This window comes from Mesorhizobium sp. M1D.F.Ca.ET.043.01.1.1 (genome assembly GCF_003952385.1).
In the GTDB taxonomy this organism is placed as follows: Bacteria; Pseudomonadota; Alphaproteobacteria; order Rhizobiales; family Rhizobiaceae; genus Mesorhizobium.
On record NZ_CP034444.1, the window covers coordinates 572,746 to 586,512 of the forward strand.

The following is a 13,767-nucleotide window of genomic DNA, read 5'->3' on the forward strand; positions in this document are numbered from 1 at the left end:
ACGTTCCGTATGATACGAGTAAGCAAACCTGCAAGATGTACGATCTCAACGGGCATCAACACAAAGTCTGTGCCCCGGACACACCGAACAAAGTATGCAATGTCTGGTTCAATCGGATTACGGGCGACGAAAGGATATGGTGCCAACCGCTAACCCGGAAAGCGACCGATCCTAAAGCTCGCGCCAGGCAGCTTGCGGGCAGCAAATACCCCTGATTCAGGAAGGCCCTCTCCGGCCGCTGCGCGGCCGCCGGCGCCACGTCGGATCAAACGCCCCGTCCCTGGTGGACGATTCCAGAACGAGCAGCAAAACTGCGGCCACTTCTCATCGCCGGCTTTATGCGGTAGGTCTTGCCTCGCATCGGCGACACCGATGTGTGTTGGGCCGGAGCATCGTGCGCGGCCTCTCCTCTACGCGGGTGGGAAAGCCACCCTTTGCCATGACAGACTTATTCGAGGCTATGCGCCTGTCCGCCGAGGACAGCGAGACCGCTCATCTTTACTTCAGCGAAGGCGGCAAGATGTTGCTGCCGCTCGGCAAATCGACAAATGCCATGACAGGTCAGGAGATGCTGCAGCGGCTGCTGTCGCCCTCCGATGACGACGACGGCACGCTTGCCAACGACCTTCTCGGCGAGCTTGGCAACACGGTACCGCTGGAAAGCCTGCGTCTCCTGCTCACGTCGGCCAATGCCCGGACGCGAGCTGCAGGCGCGTTTCTTGCCACGTTTCAGAACCAGAACATCAGCTCGATGGTGGGCGAACTGGCGGCGTTGCTGGCAGATGACAACCCTCGCATCCGCTTCGATGCCGTAGAATCTATCCTGCGATGCAGCACACGGGGCCACGGCGACTATCTGGCGCGAGCGTTGTTTGCGCTTGATGATGAAAATCGGGGGGTGCGCACAGGGGCCATCGAATTCGTGCGCTTTGCCAAGGACTGGCAGCTGAAGTTGGCCCGCCAGCGCGCCGCATCGCTCAGGCCGCAGACGCCGTTTTCGGCGATAGCGGATATTTCCGCGCAATGGCGGGACGATGCATCAGGGATGATCCGGGCGATGCTGGACCATGCGGAGCCAGTCGTGCGGCGTTACGGTCTGGGGTTGGCCGGCCGGGCGAGATTGGTGGTCGTCGACGCCTATGTCGAATGGGCGCGGGCGTCTGCCGACCCTGAAATCAGCAAGCTGGCAACGGATTGCATCGAGCACAAGCTGATATCGCGGCATGCGATATGGCATTCATCATTGCCGGTAACCACCCGAAATAGCCCGTAAAGGTGACATCGATTCCGGTAGGCGCGGATGTCGAAGCTGCTGATCTCCCCCTTGTTTGGGGGGAGATTGGCAGCGGGGCACCGGCCCTCATCCTGCAACGTTGGAGAGGCAAAAGCCGACGTGACATCTGATCTCCCCAAAAGGGAAGATTGGCTGCCATTCACCCCTTCCCTATCCTCTCCACCTCCTGCGCACTCAAAAACCTGAGCACCACATCGCTCATTCCGAGCAGCGGCGTGAAGGTCACGATCGTTATGCCGGCCGTCGAATTGGTGCGGGTGAGGCCTTCGGAATAGATATCGAGCGGCGGCTCCTCGTCGAACCAGACGCCGTGCAGCGTCTCGCCCTGCCATTTCTCGCGGCCTTTTTCGTAGCTCTTGAAGGAGAGCACGCTTTCGCCGGCCTGGACGTCGCCGCCACCGCCCCAGCGCACGATGACGCTGTCCAGCGCACCGGGCGCGCCGCGGCCCATCACCGTGTCGGCGATGGCGTCGGCCGGGATCATGCCGGTGCCCCATTCGCCCTGCTGCTGCGGCGGGCCGACCAGCACGCGCTGCGGGTTGTCGCGCGTGCCTTCGCCGGTGACGCCGGCGGCCCAGAGCCGGACGGGCTGATCGAACACCTTGCCCGCCCACCAGTCCGGATAGCGGCCGGTGAGGTGGATCGCCCATTCGGCGCCCCCTGCCCTGGTCTTGCCGAGTTGGTTGCCGGCCATGAACAGGCGCTCGCGGTTTTTCGCCCCCGCGGCGTGGAATTCGGCTTGGCGGTCGTAGGGCCGGTAGGCGGCGAGAAGATTATGGCGCCACCTTCGGTCCAGCTCCTCGAGCAGCGCCAGATAGGTTCTCATCGGCATCGAGGAACGGCCTGAGGCTCGCTTCAAGGCCGCGGATGCGGTTGCGGATCTCCTCATCGCTCAATTGACCGAAATTGTTTTGGTGCGCATCGAGACCTTGCGAGAATTCCTTGGGCAGCATCGTCAGCACGACCTTCAAATACTGGTCGGGCTTTTCCGCGCGCACCGCGGCGATGACGCCGGCGCCGTGGGCGCGGAAATCAGCGCGGAGCGCCGCGGCGAAATCGTCACCGAGCGTCTTTCGCGAGCGCTTCGGGCGGGCCAGCGTGGGGGCCGGCTCGGCCTTCGCCCTTGCCGTCTTTGCATTTGCGGCCCGGGCGCCGACAACCTTGCGCCGTGCCTTGCCTGGGGCCTCAACCATCAGCGGTCGCCGATGCCTTGGCGGAACGAACCGCACGTGCCTTGGCGGACTTGCGCGCCGGTTTCTTGCGCCGCTTTACGCGAGCCGGTTTTGGCGGCGGGTCCCGGTGAACCTGATCGGGTGCAGCCATTGGCAAGGCTGGCGGGACAGCGCCTGTCCTGTCCGTCCTCCGCAGCAACTGCGCTGCAGCTGCGGAGGGTGGACCGGACATCTCCCCCACTTGGGGGGAGATCGACAGCTTCGGCGCCGGCGCCGCTGCCTTCAGCGTCGCCGTAGCGACAGCGATCGCCAAATGGTCCAGGTCCGGGCGCGGAAAGCCGAAGCCGGCGACTGCCTCGACGGCGCCGCCGCGAACCATGCCGATGCGCACGCCCGGCGCGACTTGCTCGACGCGGCCAATGTGGCGCGGCAGGCTTGCGCCTTCGAACTCGCCGATGGCACTGACGATCTCGGCACCGTCGTCGGCGGTGATGATGGTGGCATAGCGTGGCATGGGGCCTCGGGTCTGCTGGTAAATCGGAAGCGCCGCATTCCTTCGCGCCCGCTCTGGCCCGCCAGCGTCTGTAAAGATGTTAGCCGCAAAGACATGGACAGAAAAAACCCGCCGGGGCGGCGGGTCATCGGCGCAAATCAGCACCATGGATAAAATCATAGCATAGCTGCCCTCACCGGGCAACGCCTTCTAGGCAAATTTTCCTATGGCCTCTTGCAGCCTCGCGGCCTTGCGCGGCCGGTGGCCGCCACACCTATAGATTGAGCTCCCGCGACAGCTCCGGCGCAAGTTTGTCGGAACCAACTCCGGTTCGACGGGTTCCACCTTCAGTCGCAATGCGACAGACCGCACAACAGAGGAACCGTCTCGCAACAAGAAGGAGAAGATCATGCTCATCAAGATTCTCGCCGCTTCGGCCCTGACGCTTGGCCTCGCCACGGGGCGGTGGCCGAGAGCGCCGGGAACGGTGGCGCGGCCGGCAGTGGCCAGTCGGTGACGGTGGAACCGAGGACGCCGGCCAATTCCCCACCCGACCAGATGCTGCCCGATGACATGTCGCTCGACATGGGCACGACCGGCAGCATCTATGGCGGCCCGACCTATGGCGGCGCGACCTATGACGGCATGAATTCGAACGCCGACCGGAACTGCCCGGCGAGCCCGCAGGGCGCGCAGCCGGATGCGAACAACCTGTCGCCCGGCACGGCATCGCCAAGCGTCAACGACAATCACTGCGGGAAGTAAGGCCGCTGTATCGTTGAGAGTTTCGTCGCAAGGGCCGTGGAGCTCCTCCACGGCCCTTGCTTTTACGGCGACGGCGCGCTTGCGGGAACCATGACCCATCGTGGCCGTTGCAGAAGAAAAAGAAAAAAGGAGAAACCCGATGGCAGACAACAACACCGGCACCACTCCGGCAAGCGGCAACGGCAAGGGCACGACGAGCGCCGCACGCAACAGAGGCGCCTCGCGCCGCAGCGGGCGAGCTTCGGGCGCTTCCGAGGCGGCGATGAAGAAACAGATCGCGGAGCTGAAGCGCGAGGTGAGCCGGCTCAACCGGATGCTCGCCGACCAGGCCGAGGAGACCGCTCACGGCTGGTACCAAAGCGCGGCCGACCGGGCCTCGGACTTGTACAGCGGCGCGGCCGATCGGGCCTCCGACTTGTACAGCGGCGCGACCGGCCGTGCCTCGCGCGCGGCCAGGCAATTGCGCAGCAATGCGCAAAGCGTGTCGGAAACGGTGCAGCACAATCCCGGCACCTTCTCGAGTGCGGTCGCGCTCGGCGGGGTGATCGGCGTGCTGGTCGGCCTCGCCCTGGCCAGGAGCTCGCAGCCGGAGCCGGACTGGTTCCATCGCTGGCATAGCTAAAGCGCGAGACGGCTTTGCCGTCTCGTCGCTGCCGCGCAGACCTTGGCAGGAAAGGCGCGAGACGTCTCGTCGCTACTCGTAGACGTGCCAAGAAGCGGCCGTTTGCTCACAGGCTGGTCATTAGCCGGACCTTATGGAATCATTCCGCATTGGAATCGCGGAGAGCGGGCATGGACAAAGCTGCCATGGCATCCGTCTTTCGGATGCGGCATGCGCCGGCAAGCATTTTGGGTGTTCGCAGCCTGGGCCGGGGCCAGGCGGATCCGATCTTCCATTCTCGGCCGCTCGGCGAAGCCATCCGCTTCATCGTCGAGGCCGACGGCCAGTACGATTTGAGCGCCGTGGCCATCTCCTATGGCGACCGCTCGACACCACCGCTCGGCAGCCGCGAGGTCAAGCAGCTCTGGACCGAATATGGCCAGCGCCTGATTGAGGCGTAAGGCACTTCCCCGGATCGGAAACGCCGCTCGCGCGTTTTTGAGGCGAGGTCAATGGGAGGAAGCGCCATGAACGTCGCAAATCTGCAACTCGAGGGCCTGCTGATGGCCGTCGCGGCAATCAACCATACGCTGGTGCGCAAAGGAGTGCTGACGGTCGAGGAGATCGACATCGCGCTGCGCAAGGCCGAGGCCGTGGAGACCGGAGAAGACCGGTCCGAGGGCATGTCGGCGTCGAGCCGCGACGCCGTCAACTTCCCGATCCGCCTGCTTGAGCTCGCCAATCAATGCCAGCCGGAGGCGGACATGCCGTCCTTCTCCAAGCTGGCGCGCATGGTCGGTCAGATGAAGGAGCCTTATAACGACCAGATGTGAGTCCGCTTTCCCCGGTGATGCCGGCGCCGCCCCTCATCCGCCCTGCGGGCACCTTCTCCCCGTATAGTCGCGGGGAGAAGGATAAGCCTACGCCCGGCCCGGCCAGCCCTGACGCAGGGCGAGCACGCTACCCGGCCCGTGCGCGGCGGCATAGAGCAGTCCGGCGGCGAAGGGGAAATGCGACATGAAGGCGCCGAACTCGGCCTGCTCCGTGGCCCAGTGCGAAGGACCGTGGAAGGCAAAGCCGAGGAAGGTGACGTAGACCGCGCCGATCAGCGCCAGCGGCGTCAGATAAGCGCCGGTCAGAAAGGCGATCACCAGTAGCGTTTCGAGGATCGCGGCGCACCAGGCCAAAAACAGCGGGAACGGGAAGCCGGCGGCGGCGATGTAGCCGGCGGTGGCGCCCATATCCATGAACTTGAACGCCACCGCCATCGCGAACATGGCTGCGAAGATCAGGCGAGCGATGAGAATGGCGGCGGTCTGCCAGGTCGATTGCGTTTCCACGTCTGTCCCTCCGGGTTGTTGAAGCGGTTGATGTGCTCAAAGGACGGACGAAGGGCGATGGTTCCGACAGGGGTGGAGAAAATTGTTTGGAGCGAAGGCGCGGCGCCTCTCCTTCTCCCCTTGTGGGAGAAGGTGGATCGGCGCGCAGCGCCGAGACGGATGAGGGGTGCCGGAAGAAACGCGGTCTAAAAAGACATAGCAATTTTAAGCACTTAGATCTTCAAGGCAGCACTCCGTCCAGCACCCCTCATCCGTCCGAGCTTCGCTCGGACACCTTCTCCCACAAGGGGAGAAGGAGAGGCGTCAGCCCGCCTTCGCCTGCGGCGGATGGCTGATCGAATCCCGCACGGTGCCGTAGGCTGCGCCCCAGCGGTCGGTCATGTCGCAGCGTATGTCCCAGAGCTCGGGGAAGAAGCGATGGCGGGCGCCGCCTTCCAGGATTTCCACCGGCCGGCCCTTCAGCGACTTCGAGCCTAGCCCGATCGAGCGATGGATGAGATAGAGGTGGTTGGCGCGGAATTTCTGGAACAGCTCGTCGAACTCGATCAGCGCCTCGGCCACGACATAGGCGTCGCCATGGTCGTAATGGGCATCGTAGATGTCCGCGACGGAGAGCCCGCGGGCGTCGAGATAGGCGTGCTTGAAGGCCCGCCAGAGGTCCGGCGGCAGGCGCAGGATGAACTTGAAGCCCGGGGATTCCTGGCCGCTGCCGTTGCCGAGCTCGAGGCGGACCTGCTGGTATTCCTTGGGCGACATGGTCTCCAGCACATCGAGCTGCGCTGTCATCAGCCGCATCAGCCGGTGGACGCGGCCCATCAGCGTGACGATGCGGTGCGTGTCCTGCTTTTCCAGATAGTCGAGCACGTCGACCAGCGTGTAGGCGATGAGCTTCATCCACAGCTCCTCGACCTGGTGCACGATCTGGAACTGCAGCTCGTCGGCATTGACCATCTCTGCCAGCGGCTTCTGGCAGGAAAGCAGTTGGTCGCATTTCAGATAGACGCCGTAATCGCGCATCTCGGGCGCCTCGATGCGGCTGTGATAATCCGACTTGTCCATGGCTCATCTCCTCGCGCGGGCATGGTTCGATAGATGCTCCAAGGATAGCGATTCCGGCTTGAACATTGTTTCTTTCTGTTATCCAATCTGGCGAAATTGGAGGACGATTTATCGTCTTTCAGAGAATTTTGGAGAACGAACGATGCTGGATAGCGTCGACCGCAGGATCGTCGCCGCGCTCGAACGCGATGCGCGCATCTCCTTCGGCGAACTCGCCGAAGAGGTTGGCCTGAGCAAGACGCCGTGCTGGAAGCGGGTCAAGGCGCTGGAAGAGGCCGGCGTCATCCGCGGCTATTCCACCCGCATCGATCCGGCCGCGATCGGCTTCGGCATCGAGGCCTTCATCCAGGTGTCGATCGACTTCGAGGTGTCGGACGCCTTCGAGGCGGCGGTGAAGAAGCACCCGCTGATCCGCCGCTGCTATGCCACGACCGGCGAGGCCGACTACCTCCTGCAGGTCGTCACCGTCGACATGAGGGCGCTGGACAGGATGCTGCGCGCGGAGCTCAGCCGCCTGCCCGGCGTCCGCCACACCGTGACCTCGATGGCGATGCGCGAGATCAAGGGCGACATCTCGTTTGCCAACGCGGCGGGGCATGCGCTGAGAGGATAAGGCGCGCGCCAAATGAGCCGCGGATACCGGCCGTAGAGCTGGTCCCTGACTTTTTCTGGGACGGTCGAGAACCGACGTTCAACCGGTCTATAGTCACGCCCGGGGCTACGCGGGTGACTGATATCATGTCGATCAAAACAGGCGCGGAGCCTGCCGGGCGATTGCCGGCAGGACGCTTAAGTTGCGCCTTCATGGTGAATGCCGATATGGCGCGCCGGTCCTTGCCCATTCTGGCGGCGGTGCTGCTCGCATCGACCATGCTGCCGCCGATGGCAGCCCGCGCGGCGCCGATCGCGCCGGAGCCGCGAGACGGATTCCACCAGCCGATCGATCGGAAGGCACAGTTGCAGGAGGCCAAGCGCCTTCTTCTGGCGCAAACCTCGGGCGGCAACGGCGGCAATGGTGGGAATGGTGGTAACGGCGGTAACGGCGGTAATGGTGGCGAGGCCGGCGGGAATGGTGGGAATGGTGGCAACGGCGGTTCCGCTGGCGGCAATGGCGGCGACGCTGGCGGGAATGGTGGGAACGGCGGCAATGGCGGCAACGGTGGAAATGGCGGCGACGCCGGCAACGGCGGCTCAGGCGGAAACGGCGGCTCCAGCGGCAATGGCGGCTCGGGCGGTAACGGCGGCTCGGGCGGAAACGGTGGCTCCGGCGGTAACGGCGGCTCCAGCGGCAATGGCGGCTCGGGCGGTAACGGCGGCTCGGGCGGAAACGGTGGCTCCGGCGGTAACGGCGGTTCCGGCGGCAACGGTGGCTCCGGCGGCAATGGTGGCTCGGGCGGCAATGGTGGCTCCGGCGGCAATGGTGGCTCGGGCGGCAATGGCGGCTCGGGCGGAAACGGCGGCTCCGGCGGCAATGGCGGCGGCCCCAGCCATCACAACACCAATTTCGGCCATTCGGACGGCGGCACGCGCTCCTGCGGAATCTCCCAGGGATCGTCTTGCTGAGGCGGCTTAGAGCGTGATCCCGATAAGTGGGAACCGGTTTTCGGAGAAGATCATGCTCCAACAAAGAGTTGGGTCAGGATGACGATTCAACGAAACGTCACCCTGATCTAAGGCGCGTCGCGATCTGTCAGATTCGCTCCATGCGCTTAGGTTCTGACCTACACATGTCTCTATCCCGAAGCGGTTCCCGCTGTCGGGAGACACGCTTCAACCTCGAGCGACCTCGGAACCACCGGCGGCGGGAATGCAGGCCGCGGATCGCTGGAGGACCGCGCTATGGACCGGTGCGGTAGGCGAAATCGTCGATCGCGGCCTGCCAGTAATGCAGCGTCCGGATCTCGAGCCGCGTGATGCGCCTGTAGTCGGCCGCGAAGTAGACCTGTCCGTTGGCCGACAGCGCAAGCTGGTCCTCATAGACCGGCTCATCGCCCCGCCAGGCCTTGAGAACAAGCGTCTCGCCCTCCGCGTCGTCCCAGCCCGCGCCGAAATAGGCGCCCGTGAAATCGAACGGCTTGTCGCTGAACACCTGCGCGGGATGGCCCGAGCTGTTGTAGGCGATGAATTCGCCCGACATCGTGGTGTTGATGTAGCCCGGGCCGGCGGTGAAGCGCTGGTGCATGGCAACGAGATTGTACCAGTCGAGTCCGCCATAGCCGGACGGAACTTCGAACACGCCCGGTGTCGTCATCAGGTCATCGAAGCCGACGACATGCTCTATGGGCAGCGGCTCCCCGGCGGGTCCGTCCTTGCCCGAGAACGCGGAGAGCACCGCGGGCGCCGTGCCGGCGACCACCACGTGCCGCCGCTCGGTCGTCGCGCCGGCCGAGACGTCGACCAGCCACGCGCCGGGCGCCCCGGGCTGGCTGAAGCGCCCGTCCGGGCCGACCTTGGCTGCGGCGGTCACGCCGTCCGGCCCGGTGAGGGAAACGCGCGATCCGGCGGCGACCACGCCGCTGATCGTCAGATCCGCCGCAAGCCCGACCGGATGCGTCGTCGTCTTTGCGATCATGTCGCCCGGCGATCCAGGCAAAACGACATAGTCGCTTTCCTGCGATGCATTGCCGGTGGTGACTGAAAATCCCGGCGGAGGCACGACGCGAAAGGCGTAGTGTCCGGGATCGACAACCTCAAGATCGCGCTGGACGGCCGACATGCGGAAATTGGCGAAGCCGCTGACATTGGTCAATCGCATGATGGTGCTGCCGTTCGGCTTGTCGAGTTCGACGGCGACACGCGACATCGGCCGATCGCCCAGATCGTAGACGCCGTTCCTGTTGAGGTCGCGGAACACAAGCAGCGACGTGTTCATCTGGCCACCTTCGAAGGAACCCCATGCGCGCTTGGGGTAATAGTCGTCAGCACTGCCGGCACGGGCCGTGCCGCGGACCATGGCCAAACCGATGGCCGCCGCGACGACGACGGCGCCCGAAAACAACAAACCACGCTTCACGAAATTTCCTCTTTGGCTGTCCCTGCCGATCCGGTCCCCTGGAGCCGCGCGATGACCTTGTCGACGGCATCGGCATCGAAATAGGCGAGATAGAGCAACGCCATGGTGGCGCTGAATGTGTAGACCGGCAGCGTCACATAGATGATGGCGTGAAAGGCCAGGCCCGGCAGGACCAGATAGCGCCTCGTCGCGCGAAACGGCAGGCCGATGGCGAGGCAGTATTCGAGCGCGACCACGGCGAGGGACACGATCGTGGCGAGCCAGGCAAGGCCGGCCGGGTAGTCAGAACCGGCATAATACCAGAGGAGTATAGCCTCGATCCGCGCGCCGCTGAGAAAGGCATGGTTCGTCTTGTCGAAGGCGGCGAAGAAGTAGAGCACCGAGAGCTGCACCACGATCAGCCGCAGCCCCCACAGATTGCCGCGCTCCGCCGGCGGCGCAAGACCCGCGCGCTCGGCGCGCATCACCGCCAGGTAGCGGTCCAGCGAATAGGAGCGGCCGCAGGGCGTGAGCGCGATCAGCAGTGCTGCGACGGCAAGCAGATAGGTATGGTGGTGGGTCCAGGGCTCACGCCCTAGCTGGAAGCCGAAATAGTAATACATCGCCAACCCGACCGAGCCCGTCCAGATGGCTGCGACGCGGCTGCGATAGCCGACGAAGAGGAGCGCTGTCGCGACGAAGAAATTGGCGGCGAGGAACAGGCCGGCCGGCGATTGGTCCCTATAGAGCAGCAACTCGCCCGCCCAGCGCGACCAGAACAGCATCGCCAGGCCGACACGGATCAACGCCGACGAACGCGACGAGCCCTCCGTATCGACCGCCCAGCCGACGAAACGCGCGGCAATAGCGTGCCCCAGCCGCCAGCCGGACCAGTCGGCGGCGGCGTCAGTCGGCGCAGGCATTTTCGGCATCGGTACGGACGATCTGCCAGCCGCTGCGCGTGGCCTGGCGCGCGCGGACACGGATGTCGGCGCCCTGCCCGGCTGCTGTGCAGAGCCGCCTGATGACGGACGCGAGCTCGTCGCGGCTTTCGATCCGCTTCAGCCCGCCGTCGCGACGAGCGCCGAGCAATTCGAATCGGTCGAGCGGGACAAGCGTGCCGTCCGGCTGGCGGATCTCGAAGGAGGCGTCGATCACGCCCATCCCGATCGCGCTGAACATGGTCCATGAGCGCAGCCATGCCGTCTGCACCCCGAGGACCTGCTCGGCGACCGGACCGGCGATCATGAAGCCGGCGATCGCGACGAATGCGAACAGCCGCCAGCGTCCCACCGAAACGCGCCCGGCAGGCCTCGCATCCACTCTGATCGAACTGATCGAAACGAATTCCGCCACCCGCGCACCCCCGGCGCGACTATAGAGCGGTTCAATGCCCGTTCCAGACCATCCCAGAAAAAGTCAGAGCTCGACGTCGCGCCCGAGCAGCCGCACCGCGACCTCTATGGCGATGCGCGAGATCAAAGAAGAGGCCTCGCGGAACTGCGCCGCAAGGTTGGGTCAGGCCCGTCGAGCCGGGTCCTCATCAGCAGGCTCGGCCGCCCGCGTCGGCTCTTCCCTCTCGGCGTCGGCCTTGCGCTTCGGACATTCCTCGAAATCATGGTCGCGGCCGCCGCAATAGGAGCAGCATTTGGCGGGGGTGTCGGGGTGCAGCATCGAGGCCATTCCCAAGAATGCACGAAAAGATGTCCGGTTGCAGCAATTGCGTGAAGCCGCTGCAACCGCCGTCCAGCCCGATGCCCCTATATGTTCGCGCAATTCCCACGGAACGCCGCACACTGTCCTGGAATTGCTTATAAAAGGAGCTCGCCGCTCGCGCGGCGGGCTCCCGCTCAATCATCGCTCACGCGTGGGCGTGGGGATGACGGACGTCCCAGACGGCCCAGGCCGACGCCGCGACCACGAGCACGCCGAGGACGACATGCGTGATCATGACATTCCTGTCGGCCGCAAAGCCCAGAAGCCAGGGCGACGCGATCAGCCAGAGCCCGAGCACCAGATTTACCCATTCCTCCCATTCGGCGAACACCGAAAGCGTCGCGAGCGCCAGTGCACCGAGCAGGACGCCGACAATCCAGGCGTTCCACGCGGGCATCATTGCCGCGGTGAATCCGATGACCCAAGGTGAGATGAACAGGCAGATTGCGAGGATCAGGGTAACCCAGTCCTTGCTCTTCCGTTCTTCCATCAGTTTGCTTGCCATGACAACCTCCATCGATGAAGCTTGACCAAAGCAACTGCATTCGCGTGCGACACGCACGCTCTGTTAATTGATGTAATACACTTTTACGGACCTGCAAGGGGAGAGACCTGCGGCAGCCTTGGGTTGCGCGCGAGGCGGCGTCTCCTTATCTGCCTCCATGGCAAAACTCATCGGGCTCGGCATGGTTGTCCTGGCGATCGTCGAGGCCGTCAGTGCAGTTTGGAAAATGGGTATGTCCGCGCGTAGCCGGCACACCTATGCGCCAGTACCGATGCTGGACGAACCGGAGGGTGTGCCCGCCGAGCGAAGGCGGCACGACGAGGCTGGATACACTCGAAAAACCCGCGCCGGATCGGCCCAGCCATCCCTCTGCGGAAAATGGAACGGCTCGTCAGCTGTTGAAATCGCTTGCGTTCTCGGCGCCTAGCTGCGGCACGACGATGGCCTCGAGCGGCGCCGTCAACGACCATTTCATCTGGCCAGGCGAACGTTCGAGGCCGGAGGAGCCGCCGAGCGCTTGCGGCGCCACGCGCTGCAGCACCACCGTGCCAAAGCCCTTGCGCGCCGCCTCATTGGGCTCGCCGTCGCCGGCATCGGTATTCGATGTCTCCTGCCAGACAAGGTGGAACCGGCGCTGCGCCTCGGGACCGGTCTCGACCGTCCAGGTGATCCCGACGTGACCGCCCTCACCCGCCAGAGCGCCATATTTCGACGAGTTGGTGCCGAGTTCGTGGAAGGCCATGCCGAGATTCTGCACGGCGTTCGACTGCAGCGTCAGCAAGGGACCGGAGAGCGAGATGCGCTCCTCGTGGCCGAACGGTTTCAGATGTTCCTGGATGAGGTCGAACAGGCTCGCTCCCGCCCATTCCGACGTGACCAGAAGGTCGTGCGAGCGCGACAGCGCCATAATGCGGGCGCGGATCATCTCCTCGAACTCGTCGGGACTGGCAGAGCGCTTGTTGGTTTCCCTCACCATCGACAGGATCACCGCAAACTGGTTCTTCACGCGATGGTTGACCTCGCGCATCAAGAGCCGGATGCGGCGCTCGCTTTCCTTGGCTGCGGTGATGTCGCGGGCGATCGTGGACGCACCGACGATATCGCCGGAAGGGTTCCTGATTGGCGAAACCGTGACTGAAACTGCAACCAGCGAGCCGTCCTTGCGCTTTCGCATCGTGTCAAGGCTCGCCACCCCCTCGCCTGCGCTGATGCGGCCGATGATGTCGGCCTCTTCGTCATGCAAATGCTCGGGGATGAGGAGCAGCATCGATCGGCCGATAGCTTCCTCCGCACTGTAGCCGAACATGCGTTCGGCCGCGCGGTTCCAGTCGGTGATGATGCTGTTCAGGTCCTTGCCCATGATGGCGTCGAAGGACGAATCGACAATGGCGGCTAACCGCTCGTTGGCGCTGGCATTTTCCGATTGGCGGCCCCCGGATTTCACCATGGGCGTTAGCTAGCGCGTTCGGAGCTCAAGGCAAGCGCCTAAGCCTTGGAACGGTCGGGATTTTCGCCGCTGGCCTTATCCGGGGCCAGCACGCCGAAATCCTGTGACTTCACCCCAGCCTCGGCGGTCAGGAAGCCGTCCGACGCAAGACCGCGGCGCAGCAATTCACGCACCGCGGCCGACCGGCTCGGCATCCGCTTTTCAAAACGCCAGTTTTCCAGCGCCGCCAGCTCTTCCTCAGTCAGCATGATCTGTAGCCGCTGCGGCCGCTCCAGTTCAACCATCTTCAACCTCCCTCAAAAACCGAGGAACGCCACGAATGAGTATCTGTCTCACTGTGAGTAGAAGTAGGGCTTGGCTCAATGGACGTCAAGGAAGACGTA

Annotated in this window: 19 protein-coding genes; 7 read left to right on the plus strand and 12 right to left on the minus strand. The window is 64.2% G+C overall.

Annotated elements, in window-relative coordinates:
- Nucleotides 1–439: 439 nt before the first annotated feature.
- Nucleotides 440–1,273, plus strand: coding sequence for a hypothetical protein (locus tag EJ067_RS02870; protein ID WP_126084581.1), 834 nt, complete (start codon nt 440–442; stop codon nt 1,271–1,273).
- A gap of 160 nt (nt 1,274–1,433) precedes the next feature.
- Here the strand turns inward: EJ067_RS02870 and EJ067_RS02875 are convergent, their stop codons facing one another.
- From EJ067_RS02875 to EJ067_RS02885, 3 genes are read right to left on the minus strand one after another with little or no spacing between them, the layout of a single operon-like run.
- A complete protein-coding gene (locus tag EJ067_RS02875; RefSeq protein WP_245468146.1) occupies nt 1,434–2,126 on the minus strand; it encodes a terminase family protein in 693 nt (230 codons plus the stop codon).
- A complete protein-coding gene (locus EJ067_RS02880) occupies nt 2,068–2,487 on the minus strand; it encodes a hypothetical protein (RefSeq protein ID WP_126084583.1) in 420 nt (139 codons plus the stop codon). The genes EJ067_RS02875 and EJ067_RS02880 overlap by 59 nt, the downstream gene beginning before the upstream one ends.
- Nucleotides 2,480–2,980, minus strand: coding sequence for a hypothetical protein (locus tag EJ067_RS02885; RefSeq protein ID WP_126084584.1), 501 nt, complete (start codon nt 2,978–2,980; stop codon nt 2,480–2,482). The genes EJ067_RS02880 and EJ067_RS02885 overlap by 8 nt, the downstream gene beginning before the upstream one ends.
- Nucleotides 2,981–3,472: 492 nt before the next feature.
- Here EJ067_RS02885 and EJ067_RS02890 point away from each other — a divergent pair, with 492 nt between their 5' ends.
- The 4 genes from EJ067_RS02890 (at nt 3,473) to EJ067_RS02905 (ending at nt 5,158) form a co-directional block, all read left to right on the plus strand.
- Entirely contained in the window at nt 3,473–3,724 is a 252-nt protein-coding gene (locus tag EJ067_RS02890; RefSeq protein WP_245468147.1) for a hypothetical protein, read from the plus strand.
- Nucleotides 3,725–3,863: 139 nt separating this feature from the next.
- Entirely contained in the window at nt 3,864–4,346 is a 483-nt protein-coding gene (locus tag EJ067_RS02895; protein ID WP_126084585.1) for a hypothetical protein, read from the plus strand.
- Nucleotides 4,347–4,516: 170 nt separating this feature from the next.
- On the plus strand, nt 4,517–4,786 hold the full coding sequence (locus EJ067_RS02900; protein ID WP_126084586.1) for a hypothetical protein: 270 nt from the start codon (nt 4,517–4,519) through the stop codon (nt 4,784–4,786).
- A gap of 66 nt (nt 4,787–4,852) precedes the next feature.
- Complete coding sequence (locus tag EJ067_RS02905; protein WP_126084587.1) at nt 4,853–5,158, plus strand: hypothetical protein; 306 nt, start codon at nt 4,853–4,855, stop codon at nt 5,156–5,158.
- An 87-nt stretch (nt 5,159–5,245) separates the two neighbouring features.
- Here EJ067_RS02905 and EJ067_RS02910 read toward each other — a convergent pair whose 3' ends face one another.
- Nucleotides 5,246–5,602 carry a DoxX family protein gene (locus EJ067_RS02910; protein WP_245468282.1) on the minus strand — a complete coding sequence of 119 codons (357 nt, stop codon included), beginning with the start codon at nt 5,600–5,602 and terminating at the stop codon, nt 5,246–5,248.
- A gap of 366 nt (nt 5,603–5,968) precedes the next feature.
- Nucleotides 5,969–6,724 carry a tryptophan 2,3-dioxygenase family protein gene (locus EJ067_RS02915; protein ID WP_126084589.1) on the minus strand — a complete coding sequence of 252 codons (756 nt, stop codon included), beginning with the start codon at nt 6,722–6,724 and terminating at the stop codon, nt 5,969–5,971.
- A 142-nt stretch (nt 6,725–6,866) separates the two neighbouring features.
- Here EJ067_RS02915 and EJ067_RS02920 point away from each other — a divergent pair, with 142 nt between their 5' ends.
- Nucleotides 6,867–7,337, plus strand: coding sequence for an Lrp/AsnC family transcriptional regulator (locus EJ067_RS02920; protein WP_126084590.1), 471 nt, complete (start codon nt 6,867–6,869; stop codon nt 7,335–7,337).
- Nucleotides 7,338–7,462: 125 nt separating this feature from the next.
- Nucleotides 7,463–8,287, plus strand: a complete 825-nt coding sequence (locus tag EJ067_RS34360; protein ID WP_189510332.1) for a hypothetical protein — start codon at nt 7,463–7,465, stop codon at nt 8,285–8,287.
- Between the two features lie 274 nt (nt 8,288–8,561).
- Here the strand turns inward: EJ067_RS34360 and EJ067_RS02930 are convergent, their stop codons facing one another.
- The 7 genes from EJ067_RS02930 to EJ067_RS02955 all read right to left on the minus strand — a co-directional run bounded on the left by EJ067_RS02930 (nt 8,562) and on the right by EJ067_RS02955 (nt 13,668).
- Nucleotides 8,562–9,737 (minus strand): SdrD B-like domain-containing protein, encoded by a 1,176-nt coding sequence (locus EJ067_RS02930; protein WP_126084591.1) that lies wholly within the window; start codon nt 9,735–9,737, stop codon nt 8,562–8,564.
- A complete protein-coding gene (locus tag EJ067_RS02935; RefSeq protein ID WP_189510334.1) occupies nt 9,734–10,639 on the minus strand; it encodes an HTTM domain-containing protein in 906 nt (301 codons plus the stop codon). Before EJ067_RS02935 ends, EJ067_RS02930 begins: the two co-directional genes overlap by 4 nt.
- Nucleotides 10,623–11,072, minus strand: coding sequence for a hypothetical protein (locus EJ067_RS02940; RefSeq protein WP_126084593.1), 450 nt, complete (start codon nt 11,070–11,072; stop codon nt 10,623–10,625). The genes EJ067_RS02935 and EJ067_RS02940 overlap by 17 nt, the downstream gene beginning before the upstream one ends.
- A gap of 162 nt (nt 11,073–11,234) precedes the next feature.
- Entirely contained in the window at nt 11,235–11,390 is a 156-nt protein-coding gene (locus EJ067_RS34365; protein WP_189510336.1) for a hypothetical protein, read from the minus strand.
- A gap of 187 nt (nt 11,391–11,577) precedes the next feature.
- The gene (locus EJ067_RS02945) at nt 11,578–11,937 is read right to left on the minus strand and encodes an SPW repeat protein (RefSeq protein ID WP_126084594.1); all 360 of its coding nucleotides are present in this window, start codon (nt 11,935–11,937) and stop codon (nt 11,578–11,580) included.
- A 391-nt stretch (nt 11,938–12,328) separates the two neighbouring features.
- Nucleotides 12,329–13,384: a PAS domain S-box protein gene (locus EJ067_RS02950; RefSeq protein WP_126084595.1), complete on the minus strand. Its 1,056-nt coding sequence runs from the start codon at nt 13,382–13,384 to the stop codon at nt 12,329–12,331.
- A gap of 38 nt (nt 13,385–13,422) precedes the next feature.
- Nucleotides 13,423–13,668 carry a hypothetical protein gene (locus tag EJ067_RS02955; RefSeq protein ID WP_126084596.1) on the minus strand — a complete coding sequence of 82 codons (246 nt, stop codon included), beginning with the start codon at nt 13,666–13,668 and terminating at the stop codon, nt 13,423–13,425.
- Nucleotides 13,669–13,767: the final 99 nt, after the last annotated feature.